The organism is Agrobacterium sp. Azo12 (genome assembly GCF_029193765.2).
GTDB lineage: Bacteria > Pseudomonadota > Alphaproteobacteria > Rhizobiales > Rhizobiaceae > Agrobacterium.
Genome location: NZ_JARFYO020000001.1, coordinates 613,526 through 626,815, shown reverse-complemented (window position 1 = coordinate 626,815; position 13,290 = coordinate 613,526). Strand labels below are relative to the sequence as shown.

General features: G+C 53.6%; 13 protein-coding genes. 2 read left to right on the top strand and 11 right to left on the bottom strand.

Features of this window, described 5'->3' with window-relative positions; genetic code table 11:
* Window positions 1-9: 9 nt before the first annotated feature.
* From PYL13_RS02790 to PYL13_RS02760, 7 genes are all read right to left on the bottom strand, one after another.
* Window positions 10-1,494, bottom strand: coding sequence for a CpaF family protein (locus PYL13_RS02790; protein WP_192486765.1), 1,485 nt, complete (start codon window positions 1,492-1,494; stop codon window positions 10-12).
* Window positions 1,495-1,524: 30 nt separating this feature from the next.
* The gene (locus tag PYL13_RS02785) at window positions 1,525-2,814 is read right to left on the bottom strand and encodes an AAA family ATPase (RefSeq protein WP_275640436.1); all 1,290 of its coding nucleotides are present in this window, start codon (window positions 2,812-2,814) and stop codon (window positions 1,525-1,527) included.
* Between the two features lie 35 nt (window positions 2,815-2,849).
* Window positions 2,850-3,584, bottom strand: a complete 735-nt coding sequence (locus tag PYL13_RS02780) for a CpaD family pilus assembly protein (RefSeq protein WP_259147790.1) — start codon at window positions 3,582-3,584, stop codon at window positions 2,850-2,852.
* 14 nt (window positions 3,585-3,598) lie between these two features.
* Window positions 3,599-5,194 carry a type II and III secretion system protein family protein gene (locus PYL13_RS02775; protein ID WP_275640435.1) on the bottom strand — a complete coding sequence of 532 codons (1,596 nt, stop codon included), beginning with the start codon at window positions 5,192-5,194 and terminating at the stop codon, window positions 3,599-3,601.
* Window positions 5,191-6,003 (bottom strand): Flp pilus assembly protein CpaB, encoded by an 813-nt coding sequence (gene cpaB / locus PYL13_RS02770; protein ID WP_259147792.1) that lies wholly within the window; start codon window positions 6,001-6,003, stop codon window positions 5,191-5,193. Before cpaB ends, PYL13_RS02775 begins: the two co-directional genes overlap by 4 nt.
* A 142-nt stretch (window positions 6,004-6,145) precedes the next feature.
* A complete protein-coding gene (locus PYL13_RS02765) occupies window positions 6,146-6,658 on the bottom strand; it encodes an A24 family peptidase (RefSeq protein WP_259147793.1) in 513 nt (170 codons plus the stop codon).
* A gap of 113 nt (window positions 6,659-6,771) precedes the next feature.
* Window positions 6,772-6,954, bottom strand: coding sequence for a Flp family type IVb pilin (locus PYL13_RS02760; RefSeq protein WP_192486760.1), 183 nt, complete (start codon window positions 6,952-6,954; stop codon window positions 6,772-6,774).
* A 467-nt stretch (window positions 6,955-7,421) separates the two neighbouring features.
* Here PYL13_RS02760 and PYL13_RS02755 point away from each other — a divergent pair, with 467 nt between their 5' ends.
* Window positions 7,422-7,778 (top strand): pilus assembly protein N-terminal domain-containing protein, encoded by a 357-nt coding sequence (locus PYL13_RS02755; protein ID WP_405049446.1) that lies wholly within the window; start codon window positions 7,422-7,424, stop codon window positions 7,776-7,778.
* A gap of 70 nt (window positions 7,779-7,848) precedes the next feature.
* On the opposite strand, the gene dnaA is transcribed toward PYL13_RS02755, so the two are convergent.
* The 4 genes from dnaA to mutM all read right to left on the bottom strand — a co-directional run bounded on the left by dnaA (window position 7,849) and on the right by mutM (window position 12,366).
* Window positions 7,849-9,417: a chromosomal replication initiator protein DnaA gene (gene dnaA / locus PYL13_RS02750; protein WP_192486759.1), complete on the bottom strand. Its 1,569-nt coding sequence runs from the start codon at window positions 9,415-9,417 to the stop codon at window positions 7,849-7,851.
* 772 nt (window positions 9,418-10,189) lie between these two features.
* Entirely contained in the window at window positions 10,190-10,456 is a 267-nt protein-coding gene (gene rpsT, locus PYL13_RS02745; RefSeq protein WP_192486758.1) for a 30S ribosomal protein S20, read from the bottom strand.
* Between the two features lie 204 nt (window positions 10,457-10,660).
* Complete coding sequence (locus PYL13_RS02740) at window positions 10,661-11,434, bottom strand: enoyl-CoA hydratase (protein ID WP_192486757.1); 774 nt, start codon at window positions 11,432-11,434, stop codon at window positions 10,661-10,663.
* Between the two features lie 23 nt (window positions 11,435-11,457).
* On the bottom strand, window positions 11,458-12,366 hold the full coding sequence (mutM, locus tag PYL13_RS02735; RefSeq protein WP_275640434.1) for a bifunctional DNA-formamidopyrimidine glycosylase/DNA-(apurinic or apyrimidinic site) lyase: 909 nt from the start codon (window positions 12,364-12,366) through the stop codon (window positions 11,458-11,460).
* A gap of 143 nt (window positions 12,367-12,509) precedes the next feature.
* Between mutM and ubiE the strand changes: the two genes are divergently transcribed.
* On the top strand, window positions 12,510-13,286 hold the full coding sequence (ubiE, locus tag PYL13_RS02730; protein WP_192486755.1) for a bifunctional demethylmenaquinone methyltransferase/2-methoxy-6-polyprenyl-1,4-benzoquinol methylase UbiE: 777 nt from the start codon (window positions 12,510-12,512) through the stop codon (window positions 13,284-13,286).
* The last annotated feature ends 4 nt before the right edge of the window (window positions 13,287-13,290 follow it).

Below are 13,290 nucleotides of genomic sequence, written 5' to 3'. Positions count from 1 at the left end.
GCTCAAATCCTATTGCGATTTCTTTTCCATCTCATCAAGGGCCGCCGCCAAACGGCGTTCCTCGTTATAGTAGCGCGCACGGTCCCAGAAATGCGGCTTGCCGATGCCGGTCGAGACATGGCGACCAATCAGCCTACCTTGCGCATCTTCGCCTTCGATCTCGTACCGCACGAGATCCTGGGTGATGATCACATCGCCTTCCATGCCGATCACTTCGGTGATGTGGGTGATACGGCGCGAACCATCCCGGAGGCGGGTTGCCTGAATGACAATATCAACGGAGCCAGCGATGATTTCACGCACCGTTTTCGCAGGCAAAGTAAACCCGCCCATCGCAATCATCGATTCCATGCGGCTGAGGCACTCTCGTGGTGAGTTGGAGTGGATCGTTCCCATGGAACCGTCATGACCGGTGTTCATCGCCTGCAACAGGTCGAAAACCTCTGGTCCGCGCACTTCGCCGACGATGATACGTTCTGGGCGCATACGAAGGCAGTTCTTGACCAGGTCACGCATGGTGATCTCGCCTTCGCCTTCAATATTTGGCGGACGGGTTTCCAATCGCACCACATGCGGCTGCTGCAATTGCAGTTCCGCGGTATCCTCGCAAGTGATCACCCGCTCATGTTTGTCGATGTAGCTGGTCAGGCAGTTGAGCAGTGTCGTTTTACCCGAACCCGTACCACCTGATATAACCACGTTACAGCGCACCCGACCGATGATCTGCAAAACTGCGGCACCTTCTGGGGTGATCGCACCAAACCGCACCAGTTGGTCAAGCGTCAGCTTGTCCTTCTTGAACTTACGGATGGTGAGCGCGGGTCCATCAATCGCCAGAGGCGGAGCAATAACGTTGACACGCGAACCGTCAGGCAGACGGGCATCGCATATCGGGCTTGCTTCATCGACGCGACGGCCAACCTGGCTCACGATACGCTGGCAAATGGAGAGAAGCTGCGTGTTATCGCGGAAGCGCACTTCCGATTCAATGGTTTTACCATCCACTTCGATAAATGTCTGACCGGAACCGTTGACCATGATATCGGCGATATCATCACGTGCCAGAAGGGGCTCCAGTGGACCATAACCGAGAACGTCGTTGCAGATATCCTCAAGCAGTTCTTCCTGCTCGGAAATCGACATGGCGAAATTTTTGATGGTGATGATATCGTTGACGATATCGCGAATTTCGTCGCGGGCGCTTTCATTATCCAGCTTGGAAAGCTGCGAAAGATCGATCGTGTCGATAAGGGCGGAGAACACCTGCCCTTTGGTCTTATAGTACTCTTCGGTGCGCGCCATTTTTTTGCGCTGAGGCGGTTGAGAATTCGCCTGGAGTGGTGGCGTCGGAACCTGCTGACGGGAGATTACCGGCTCGAGCGTTTCGATTTTTTCGGGTTTCGGCATGACAGGCGCAAGAATTGGCGCAGGCGCACTCACCTGCCCGATGCCAATACCCCTTCCAGCGTCTTCGTTTCCGCGTTTTCCAAACATGCCAGTTTTCCAGTTTCATCGAGCAGCGGTTTATTTCCGCTTCAGCAATTCCATAATCTTACCCAGCCCCGGTTTCTTGGCCTTCTTGGCGCTCGCACGCCCGGTCACGAGGTGGGCAATCTGCGAAAATGTCTCCGCAACAGGTGATTTCGCATCAATCTCGCTGATCATACGACCGCTATTGGCCGCATTGCCAAACAACTGGACATCAAATGGAATGATGGCAATCGGAGAGATTTCCAGCGGCTCGAAGAAATCGGCGGGCGCAATCTCCGGGCGTTTCGCCATGCCGACCTGGTTGAGGACCAGATGTGGCGGCTTGTCGTTCGGGCGCATTTTTTTCAGGGAATCCAGCATGTTCTTGGTGTTGCGCAGGTTGGCAAGGTCAGGAACGGCGGTGATCACCACCTCGTCTGCCTCTGCTAGAACGCTGCGTGTCCACTCACACCAGCCATGTGGAATATCCAGTACCGCGACAGGCGCGGTTCGCTGCAGCAGTTCCATCACCGGCTGGAATGCAGCGCGATCAAAATCATAGGCACGATCAAGCATTGACGGCGCTGCCAGCAGCGAAAGATGTTCGGAACATTTCGTCAAAAGGCGGTCAAGAAACATCTCATCCAAACGTTCCGGCGAAAACACGGCTTCGGCAATGCCTTGCGCAGGATCCTGATCGAAGTCGATATTGGCAGTCCCGAATGGAAGGTCAAAATCAGCAAGAATGGTTTCTGTCGAAAACAGGTTTGAGATGCCAAAGGCGCAGTTATGCGCAATGGTCGACGATCCAACCCCACCCTTCGCTCCGATGAAGGCGATATTGCGTCCCAAAGGTTCAGCCTCTGGATCGACAAAGATGGCTGAAATAGACGAGAGGAGATCCGACATCTTGACCGGAGCAACGAGATATTCGGAAATGCCGTTGCGGATAAGGTCCCGGTAGAGTGAGATGTCATTGTAATGACCAACAATGACGACACGCGTGGAGGGATCACAGACTTCGGCCAGCGGGGACAACTCATCCATCAGCTTTGATGGATCACATTTCGTTTCGAGAATGATCAGGTTGGGTGTCGGTGACGATGAAAACATGCCTGCAGCGGCTGCAATATCACCATTGGTAATACGCAGGCTGACTTTACCCATACGCCGGTCACTGCCCAGACGCTCCATGACGCGCAGCATAACTTCGCTTTCGCAAAAGCTATGGATGGAAATCCGCGGCAAGGGCCGCAGATTATCCATGTCGGAAGGCTTGTGCAGGTCCTCGAAGTTCACTTCGTCTTCACCACTGCCTTTGATCTCGTATTCTATCGCGCTCATGTTTCACCTGTCAGGAAATGGAGTACCGGCCCGCATTAGTCAGCGGAGGCGGTATTATCTCCGTTGCGGTACCCATCAATGACAACAGACCGGCGTTCAGCATCAATTGGCGTCATGCCACGGGGGGCTACAAGGTCCATCGGATTGGCGATCTGGGCCGCGAGGTTATTTTGCGTCGCGCAACCGAAATTATGCCAGTTGCGATTTTTGGACGTGTTACTGGTTAGATCTTCCGGCCACTCGCCGCACTGCCCTGTCATGGCCGTCACCGCGACATAGCTGAGACGGATTGGCGCAGCATCACCCTGTGGGCCAGCAGCGTAAACTGTTTCAACGATCTTGCCGGCAGGGACACCCGAGCCCGTCAAGATCGTGCGGATCTGCTTGCCCATGCGTGACGCGGCTGCTGAATTGGGCGAGCCAGATGGCAATTGTATCTGCACGATACCGGTCGACGTTCCCTTGTAGCTAGAAACGAACCCCCTGATATTATCGGCCGCCGGCGTGGTCAAACGGCTGTCGCCTGACGAGACCGGAATATCGATCGTGTGTTCTGCTTCATTCAGCGTGATTGGGTGGCGTGTACGGTAATCGTCCGGGATAGCGCCAGTGTTCATGCCATCCCGCGTGCCACAGGCCTGCAGCAAGCCGGCCATCGCAGTCACAGCAAGCGCAAAGGATACCCTGCGAAGCGGCGAAGCGTAAACTGTTGTCTGTGTTGCCAGCATGGTGGCCCCCCTCGTGCCGGGAGCAGCGGCATACGGTTTCATCTGAAGCTCCATCGTCATTTATAGATAAACCCAACAGTGCCCTGGTACGGTGCGGCAGGAGCCTTCTCCTTGCGGCCGTACACCTTGTTGACGCGGTTCATGAAATACATGGCGGCATCGTTTTCCGGGTTAAAGTTGTCATCCGGGCGAGCAATCTGATTACGCGCCACCGGGCGAACGAGATACGGCGTGGCAATGATGACCAGTTCCGTTTCGTTGCGGATGAAGTCCTTGCTGCGGAAAAGCGTGCCGAAAATCGGCACCTTGGAGATACCAGGCAGACCGGACATGGCCTGGCGAATGTTATCCTGCACCAGACCGGCAATCACAATCGAACCACCTGACGGTAGCTCTACAGTGGTTGACGCCTCACGTTTGCGAATGGACATATAGGTCGCGCCTGGCGTGCTGCGCATAGTGCTGCCGGTGACGACGCTACCTTCATAGGTCGGTTCGGAAACGTTGGTCTCAATCTTGAGGCTGATACGACCAGGCGACAGAACAACCGGGCGGAAGTTCAGTTCGATGCCGTAATCAACCGTGTTTGTCTGGCGGGTCAGAACTGGACGTTCAGCGCCGGTTACTCCATTTTCCTCAGTGGAAATTTCCTGAGTACCCTGCATGCGGAATTCACCGCCGACATAGAACTTTGCCTGTTCTCCCGAAATAGCGGTCAGGCTCGGTTCTGCCAATGTCCGCATGACACCAGCCTGCTCCATGGCATTGATGTAGGAGGAAAAACGCATTGAGCCGGATCCGATCGAGCCGGTGATCAAACCGGAGGATGGATTGACGGCAGCGCCCAGATTGGCCGGATTTGCAAATGAGAAGCCATTGCCACTGCTCGTGCTGCCAATAGAACCACTGAAACCAAGTTGCTTGAGGACCTGCCTGCTGACCTCGGCCACCGTAACCTTCAGCGTGACCTGATCCTCACCTTCAATCGTCAGCATATTAACGATCTGTGATGTCTGGCGCTGCTCGGCGAAAATTGCCGCGTCGCCACCATTATCGCCGCCTGTCAATGTTACATTGCGGGTGGTAGCTTCTCCGCCTTTGAGGAAGGCTTCAGCGAGTTGGACCGCACGTGCTGAATCCTGTGGTGTCCGCACTGTGCCGGTTAGAACAATGTTGTCCGAAACGATCTCAACCTTGATATCAGAATCGGTAATGAAGCGACGCAGATTCGCTTCAAGACCATTGATGTCACGCTCGACCTCGAGATCGAGGCTGACGATTTCCTCACCATGGGCACCGAAAATGAAGATGTTTGTCTGGCCGACAGATTTGCCAAACAGGTAGATGCGCCGGGATGTGCGTGTGACAGCGTCTGCCATGCTTGGATCTGCAACGAGAATATCATGCGCATCCTGTGGCAGGTCGACAACCAGCGCCTTGTTCAGGCCAAGTTTCAGACGCTTACGTGTGCCCTTGCCACTTTCGGTAATACGAATGATGCTTTCAGACGCGGCTTGCGCTTCAGCTTGCTGGAAGCCGCGAGGTGTAAAGTCACCCGGAATACCGGAAAAAGCCAGGCAGAATGCCAGGCTTGCCGTGACGGAGGAACGGAGTGTCCGTTTGATGTTTCTCACGTTACCTCTCCCGCTCATTGTGATGCACCTTGCTGTTGGCCGTTCTTGACGATCGAGCCGGATTTAATGACCTGAATTTCAGGTTGGCCAGTGCCGCCGCTCAGCAGGTAATCCGCGGAAACAGTGTCACTTTCTTGGGCGTCTGATACGGAACGCAGCGACAGGGTCAGCCGATCAGCCATCTGCTGCGCAACAGTAATGATGCGGGCCTGATCCGGTGTCAGTTCCAGCGTCGCGGTTGCACCGACAACGGATGACACACCATCTTCGCCCTCACGGATTTGCTGGTCGATTGCCAGAACCCGCACGTTGTTGAGAACATTTTCCGTCTGGAAAGAGCCTTCATCGCCCTTGCGAACCATGATGACATCCACCCGGTCGTTGGGCAGGACAAAACCACCCGCGCCGGTGGCGACCGATATTTCCGTTGCAACAGCGCGTTTGCCGGCTGGCAACAGGGCAGACATGATGCGGCTGCTGGAATCGACAACTTTTTCGGGACGTACGGGTTCGCCTTCAAACATTGGCAAACGCACGATAGCGCCGGTCAACTCGGTCAGAGCTTCCGGGCGATTGTCCTGCGTCACATATCCTTCAACGACGCTGCCTTGCGGCCAGGGCACCCAACGCACGGAATCAGGATTCAAGCGGCTGCCAACCGGCAGGTTGACCGACGATACAAGCACGTTGACCGTTGGCTCTTTCTGTATGATTGCTTCCGCCTTCTCCACGACTTGTGGAGTGCTGGCAAGGTTCATTGCAATCATCCCGGCGAGACCGGCAGCAACGACTGCGACGGACAGAATGATGATGCGTGCGGGTTTCATGACCAATCCTGAGGCTTTGAATTCGCCTTTTAGGATGGCCCGCAATTCGTGTAATTATGGTTAACGCACCACTTACATTCGTGGTTAACAAGAGATTTCCGAAAAATATTGTTGTAAACGGTCTATTTACTGACTGATAATCTCAGGAAAGGCTGGCAATCGCCGCTTTGACGATAGGCGCTTCGGCGTAGGTAATCAGGCCGGCGGCACCAATAGCGATGCCATATGGCACCTTATTCGCTGTCAGAAGCGAATTGGGAATTGGTAACCCAGTTGCAAGCAATGTCACCGCCTGCGAACGCATCAGCAGGATCAGCAGTGTCAAAACACCACCTGCATAACCGACAGCTGTCAGAAACAGAAAAAGTGATTGGTCAAATCCAAACCACACTGCAGCAGCCGTCAGGAGTTTTGCGTCACCGCCGCCCATAACATTCATGGCAAATAGGCAGAAACAGATTGCAAATACGGCAAATCCAGCCAGCAGGCTCATGCCGATTGCCGACCATTCCATGCCCGTAAAGGGTGCTACCACAAGGAATGCACCGAACAGGATCAACGAAACCCTATTGGGTATGGTCATAGTGAAAAGATCAGTGAATGCCGCTAGCGTGAGGCATAAAGGCAGGATCAGAAAAATCGCAGCAATAACCATGATTATCTCTCCTTTATGTCTTTGGATACGCGAGTTCAAAAGTTCATCTGAACAATGTGAATAAAACAGTACTGCCCCGAATAAACGGGGCAGCGTTCAACATATATATTGAATTATGGAGCCTTCGCGCCAACTGTCAGGTATGTGGACAAATTGTTGAACTGAGTGTTCAGCTTGTTGCCCAGGGCAGTGGCACCGGTGATGAGCGCGACGGAAATCAGCGCTGCAATCAGGCCGTATTCGATAGCGGTTGCGCCGGATTCGTCCTTGACGAAACGTGCGAAAATCTTGGTCATGGAAACTCTCCTGGTCTGTTGTTTGTTGTTCAGCACACCGACAACTGTTTCCGTTGTTCGGTTGGACAAAACCTACACAGAAGCGATTGCCATCCCCTTAAGAAATCGCCTTAACAAAGTGTGAACGCATTTCTAATTTTGGGATGGTAAATAACTTACTCAATACGTTGAAAAACCGCCTCTATTCTGAAAATTACACAATTTCATAAGTATTCGGACTGGCAATCAACCTCGGATATGCTTCATTTCGAGATTCACCCGCGCGCCAAAATGAAACGCAGGCGTCCAGAATGCCGACAGCAGTGTTTAATGTGACCCATATTAAAATGGTTAAACCGACTTTCGCCTTAACGCTTCATTAACCAAACCTGAGCATTATCTCTCGAATAGGAAATATTGTTCCGGCGTAAAAAAGGCATTTGATGGCAATGGCACTCCGTTCGCTGGCAAAAATCACAATTGCTGCCATGGCAATCCTGTTGCCAATGGCTGGCATTGCCACGTCTGACGACGACATGCTGCGGGTGTCAATGAACCATGCGCGGGTTCTGCGGCTGGATCGTCCCGTCAGCAAAGTGATTGTCGGAAACGCCAAGGTGGCGGACGCGACGGTTTCAGACGCGCATACAATTGTGCTGACTGGCCGCAGCTATGGGACAACCAATCTTGTGCTTCTGGATGCCGACGGCAACGCCATTGTCGATGAACGCATTCTGGTGTCGATTGACGAAGGCAACACGGTGCGCGTGTTCCGTCAAACTGAACGGACGGTGTTGTCCTGTACACCGAACTGTGAGCAGCACTCACAAAATGAAGGGCCTTAACACATCCCTTCATCAGAAAAAAGAAAAGCGGCCCGAAGACCGCTTCTCTTGAAAATATGGACTGGAAAAATCAGGCGTTATTCTCGTTGATCAAACGCTTTAGAAGTTCAACCTCATGGCCGAGCTTGGTATCTGCGCCAATCAGTTCCTCGATCTTGCGCACGGCATGCAGAACAGTGGTGTGATCGCGGCCACCAAAACGACGTCCGATTTCCGGAAAGGAACGCGGGGTCAGCATTTTTGACAGGTACATGGCGACCTGACGTGGTTTGACGATAACGCGTGTGCGACGGTTCGAGACAAGCTCCTGTCGAGACACGTTATAATGACGGGCCACAATACGCTGGATGTCTTCGATACGAACCCGCTTTGCTTCCCCGGCCCCTACCAGATGCGACAGAAGCTCGTCGACGCGTTCAACCGACAATAATGGCTCGAATGAACGACGGAAAATGAGCTGGTTGAAAGCACCTTCCAGTTCACGACCACTTGCCGTTACGCTGCGCGCAACATGGGTGAGAATTTCCTCGGGAATTTCCAGAGCCGGATCATCCTGTCTGGCAGTGCCGAGACGACGGTTCAGCATTTCATAACGCATGTCGTAGTCGGGGCCTTCGATTTCGACGGCCATACCGCCCTGAAGACGTGAACGAACACGCGGATCGAGCGATTCCAGTTCCCATGGAGCACGGTCAGCGGCCACAACAACCTGCTTTGCACTATCAAGCAACATATTCAGCAGATGGCAGAACTCGTGTTGGATCATCTTGCCCTGCAGGAACTGCATGTCATCGATGACCAGAAGGTCGATGTTACGCAGTGTATCCTTGAGGGTCAGGGCATCGTTGTCGCGGATCGCGGTCGCGAAACGCCACATGAAATATTCAGCTGTCAGGTAGACCACGCGCGAATTGCGCGGGCTGTCGATTGCAGCATTGGCAATGGCCTGAAGAAGGTGGGTTTTGCCCAAACCAACACCTGCATGGATAAACAGCGGGTTGAAGCGCACAGCACCTGCTCCAGCTTCAGCAATCGTCTTGGCCGCCGCCAGCGCAACACGGTTGGAAGAACCTTCAACGAAGGTATCAAAGGTAAAACGGCTGTCGAGCGGCGAACCGAACAGCGGTCCACCCGATGTCTGGCGTGCAGGCTGAGCCTGGCTTGCGGCTGCTGGTACAGACATACCAATCGGCTGGGCTGCTGCAGTTTTGCTGCGGGCAGCGACCGGTGCCATGGTCTCTGTTGCCGGTTCGGCGCGTTCAGCAGTCTGCGGAACGCGAACATTTGTACGGGTTGCCGAACGGACGAGAATCTCGACCTTCAGAACCTCAGGATCCTCACTCTGCACAAGGCTGGTGATCAGATCAATATAACGGTTGTTGATCCAGGACTTCAAAAACGTCGTTGGAACTGTGAAACGAACGACACTCTTGGAAACCGAATGAAGTTTAAGCCGCGCAAACCAGCTTGCGTAAACTTCAGGACCAACCTGCGCCTTCAAGCGTGCACTGAAGCGTTCAAACAGTGCATCTTGAGTCATCTTCGATTTGTCCCCTACCGGTTCAGAGCAAACGTCATCACATGCCTGCGATGCGCGGTCCCCGTTTACCGCCGCACCCATCACCAAATTCATTTGCATATTGCCGCCTTTCAAATTGCCAATCATAGCCTGACGAAAATACCCCGCCAGGGAAAACCTTCTCGTTATTGCCTTGAGCTACCCCCTCGTTAAGAATCGCTCAAAGTTCGTTTATTGCTCGCGAGCCGGTTGTCCCATTTCCCTCTTCATCATGGAGAGGCCTGCGATGCACTTGTCGGTGCTCCTTTCGTTTCAACTTCAGATCACTTTTTTCAAGACAAAGAAATTCCGCTCTACAACCATCACAGTTGCAGTTTGCATCGTGTCGATATCTGAAAAAACGGGATGAAAAACATCCCGCCGCAAGGAACTATCGAACCTTCGAATTCAATACTCGAAACAGTTGATGGATTGTAATCCGTGCCCCCTGACGAGGTGCATTTAGGCAGGATCGTAGGTTGAGATCAATGGTCATTTTTCTGCAAAGCCGAAGATCAGCCATTGACTCTGACTAACCATTTTGCATCACGCCGGGCCTATTTTGGAGAATCGCTTATGAATCAATGAGATTCAAATTTCTAGGCTTTCGCGAGGCTATCCAAATAAAAAAATTAAAAAAAAACTTGACTCGAAACCTCTGCCACCTTTCGCAGAGAAAGATAGGCTGCCTGATAAAGACCTCTCGCAAGCATTTGATTTAAAAGGATTTTTTGTGTCATCAGCTTGACTTGGGATTGTCATGTTAAATGCCGAGACGTTAATAAACGGTTACAAGCACAAAAAGCCCGGTCCGAAGACCAGGCTTTTAAAATTATATTCCAAAAGGATTATATTAGGCTGCGAGAGCCTTAACGCGCTGTGCCAAACGGGACACCTTGCGGGATGCGGTGTTGCCGTGAAGAACACCCTTTGTGGCTGCGCGCTGGATTTCCGGCTGAGCGGCCTTCAGAGCTTCGGTTGCAACAGCGAGATCGCCAGTTGCAATCGCTTCTTCAACCTTACGGATGAAGCCACGAACGCGCGAACGACGAGCCTTGTTGACTGCAGTGCGGCGAGCGATCTTGCGGGTCGCCTTTTTCGCCGAAGTTGTATTGGCCATGTATGCCTCTCTTCGAATTCGATTTAATTTCCACAACCACAGGACAGAGTCTTTCAAAGACCTCACGTTCCAGAATTGCGGGAGTTATTTAGACAAGCCTGACGGGCTATCCTTTACCGTGGGCGGGCATATAGCTCGAATGCGCGCGCCCGTCAACGCGCATTTTCAACGAAACCAGAGATTCCGACTCCATTGCGCGAAATATCAGCGATTGCGAAACGCCGGTTTCCGCTTCTCCACGAATGCAGCCATACCTTCCTTCTGGTCCTGTGTTGCAAAGAGCGAGTGGAACATACGCCGCTCAAACCGCAGACCTTCTGCAAGCGGCAGTTCAAAGGCGCGGTTGACGCTTTCCTTGGCCATAAGAACGGAGGCACGCGACAGGGAGGCTATACGTGTGGCGGCTTCCACAGCCTCGTCCAGCAGCTTCTCTGGCGCGACAATGCGGGACACAAGGCCAGCACGCTCAGCCTCGACAGCGTCCATCATACGGCCCGTCAAAATGAGATCCATAGCCTTGGCCTTGCCTACGGCGCGGGTTAACCGCTGCGAGCCACCCATGCCGGGTATAATGCCCAGTGTAATTTCGGGCTGGCCAAACTTTGCCGTATCCGATGCGATGATGAAATCGCAGATCATTGCAAGCTCGCAACCACCACCCAGTGCGAAACCGGATACGGCGGCAATGACCGGCTTACGGGTAGCCGCAACATCGTCCCAGCCACCGATAAAGTCGCCCAGATAGGCGTCGACAAAATCGAGCGTCTGCATTTCCTTGATGTCGGCACCAGCCGCAAATGCCTTTTCCGATCCGGTGATGACAATGGCGCCGATGGAATCGTCTGTCGTGAACGACTGCATAATGTGGCGCATCTCTTTCATGACCGTCGAGTTCAGCGCGTTCAGAGCCTTGGGACGATTGAGGGTGATGACACCAACCTCATCGCGCTTTTCCACCAGCAACGTTTCATAATCCATGGCCGTTCTCCCTAGGGCTCGTGTCAGGTCTGGCAAACCGCGCAATAGAAAGTAGAGCGACCTGCCTGCGTGATGCGTGTCACCGTACCCGCGCAACCGGGTGTGCGGCAAGCGTGCCCTTCCCGGTCGTAGACGGAAAAGGAGTGCTGGAAATAACCGAGCGTACCATCCGTCTGGATATGGTCTTTCAGTGACGATCCTCCTGCGGCGATGGCATCGGCAATCACGTCACGAATTTTCTGGGTCAGCAGAACCAGTCGGTCACTCGCCTCACCCGCTTTGGTCACCAGCGTACCGGCTGCCCGCTCCGGCGACAGGCCCGACCGCCACAGGGCCTCACAGACGTAGATATTGCCGAGACCTGCGATGATCTTCTGGTCAAGCAACACTGTCTTCAAGGGCTGCTTACGGCCCGCAAAACGGCTGGCAAGATAATCGGCACTCAAGCTGTTACCTGTGGGTTCCGGGCCAAGGCTTTCAAATGCCGGATAGCGATCGATATGGCGCCGATTGATCAGATGCATGAAACCAAACCGGCGCGGGTCATTATAGATCACGCGCTGCGGCCCACTTTCCGTTTGTAAATGAAAGATCACATGATCGTGCTTTTCATCCTTTGAACGTGGGTGATGGAACTCACCCGGCGTCTCAGGTTCACCCTTGCCACTGCTAACGCCCCCCGCCTCGATACGGAACGATCCGGACATACCAAGATGGGCAACGACCGTGCGGTCTTCCTCCAGATCAATCAGCAGATATTTGGCGCGGCGGCCAAGCGACAGAATCTTGCGACCGGCGAGATCAGAGCCAAAACCTTCCGAGAACGGAAACCGAAGATCAGCCCGACGCAATTCCACCGCGTCAACCAGCGCGCCTTCCATGGTGGGCGCCAGACCGCGCCTGACTGTTTCTACCTCTGGCAATTCGGGCATGGCATTCATCCAGTTGTTTATCGATGCGACTTTATGCTCTATAGACCACCTGCACATATCGCGGCCATTTGATACCGCCACAGATAGCGTCGCGAAAGCGTTTCCGCTATGGTCCGCCGCGCAATAAAGAATGGAGACAGACAATGACCGAGGCCCGCACCACCGCAGATGGCGGCATGGAAACGTCTTACGGCTTTCACAAGGTCGAAGAAGGCCAGAAGCAGGGCATGGTCAACGAGGTCTTCCATAAGGTCGCCAAGAAATATGACATCATGAATGATGTGATGTCGGCCGGTCTGCACCGCCTGTGGAAAGATGCGATGGTATCCTCGCTCAATCCGCGCAAGGATCCGACCTACAAGGTGCTGGATGTTGCGGGCGGCACGGGCGACGTTGCGTTTCGTATCGTGGAAGCCTCCAACCGGCTGGCGCATGCCACGGTTCTCGACATTAATGGCTCCATGCTGGGCGTTGGCCAGGAACGGGCTGCCAAGAAAGGTCTTTCCGAAAATTTGACGTTTGTTGAGGCAAATGCCGAAGAACTGCCGCTGGAAAGCAACAGCTTTGATGCATACACGATTGCATTTGGCATTCGTAACGTACCGCGTATCGATTTCGCCCTGAAAGAAGCCCACCGCGTTCTGAAACGTGGCGGCCGTTTGTTGGTGTTGGAATTTTCCGAAGTGGAAATGCCGCTGCTCGACCGGGTCTATGATCTGTGGTCGTTCAATGCCATTCCGCAGTTCGGCAAGATGATTACCGGTGATGCCGAGCCCTATCAGTATCTGGTGGAATCCATCCGCAAATTTCCCAAGCAGGAAGATTTCGCGACGATGATCCGCACCGCCGGGTTCTCGCGCGTCAGCTACACAAATTATACCGGCGGCATCGCTGCACTGCATTCCGGCTGGAAACTGTAATCCA

Excerpts from the sequence above, each read along its gene's own strand:
- PYL13_RS02790 (WP_192486765.1), bottom strand. The coding sequence starts at position 1,494 with ATGTTTGGAAAACGCGGAAACGAAGACGCTGGAAGGGGTATTGGCATC.
- PYL13_RS02785 (WP_275640436.1), bottom strand. The coding sequence starts at position 2,814 with ATGAGCGCGATAGAATACGAGATCAAAGGCAGTGGTGAAGACGAAGTG.
- PYL13_RS02780 (WP_259147790.1), bottom strand. The coding sequence starts at position 3,584 with ATGAAACCGTATGCCGCTGCTCCCGGCACGAGGGGGGCCACCATGCTG.
- PYL13_RS02775 (WP_275640435.1), bottom strand. The coding sequence starts at position 5,194 with ATGAGCGGGAGAGGTAACGTGAGAAACATCAAACGGACACTCCGTTCC.
- cpaB (WP_259147792.1), bottom strand. The coding sequence starts at position 6,003 with ATGAAACCCGCACGCATCATCATTCTGTCCGTCGCAGTCGTTGCTGCC.
- PYL13_RS02765 (WP_259147793.1), bottom strand. The coding sequence starts at position 6,658 with ATGGTTATTGCTGCGATTTTTCTGATCCTGCCTTTATGCCTCACGCTA.
- PYL13_RS02760 (WP_192486760.1), bottom strand. The coding sequence starts at position 6,954 with ATGACCAAGATTTTCGCACGTTTCGTCAAGGACGAATCCGGCGCAACC.
- PYL13_RS02755 (WP_405049446.1), top strand. The coding sequence starts at position 7,422 with ATGGCAATCCTGTTGCCAATGGCTGGCATTGCCACGTCTGACGACGAC.
- dnaA (WP_192486759.1), bottom strand. The coding sequence starts at position 9,417 with ATGCAAATGAATTTGGTGATGGGTGCGGCGGTAAACGGGGACCGCGCA.
- rpsT (WP_192486758.1), bottom strand. The coding sequence starts at position 10,456 with ATGGCCAATACAACTTCGGCGAAAAAGGCGACCCGCAAGATCGCTCGC.
- PYL13_RS02740 (WP_192486757.1), bottom strand. The coding sequence starts at position 11,434 with ATGGATTATGAAACGTTGCTGGTGGAAAAGCGCGATGAGGTTGGTGTC.
- mutM (WP_275640434.1), bottom strand. The coding sequence starts at position 12,366 with ATGCCCGAATTGCCAGAGGTAGAAACAGTCAGGCGCGGTCTGGCGCCC.
- ubiE (WP_192486755.1), top strand. The coding sequence starts at position 12,510 with ATGACCGAGGCCCGCACCACCGCAGATGGCGGCATGGAAACGTCTTAC.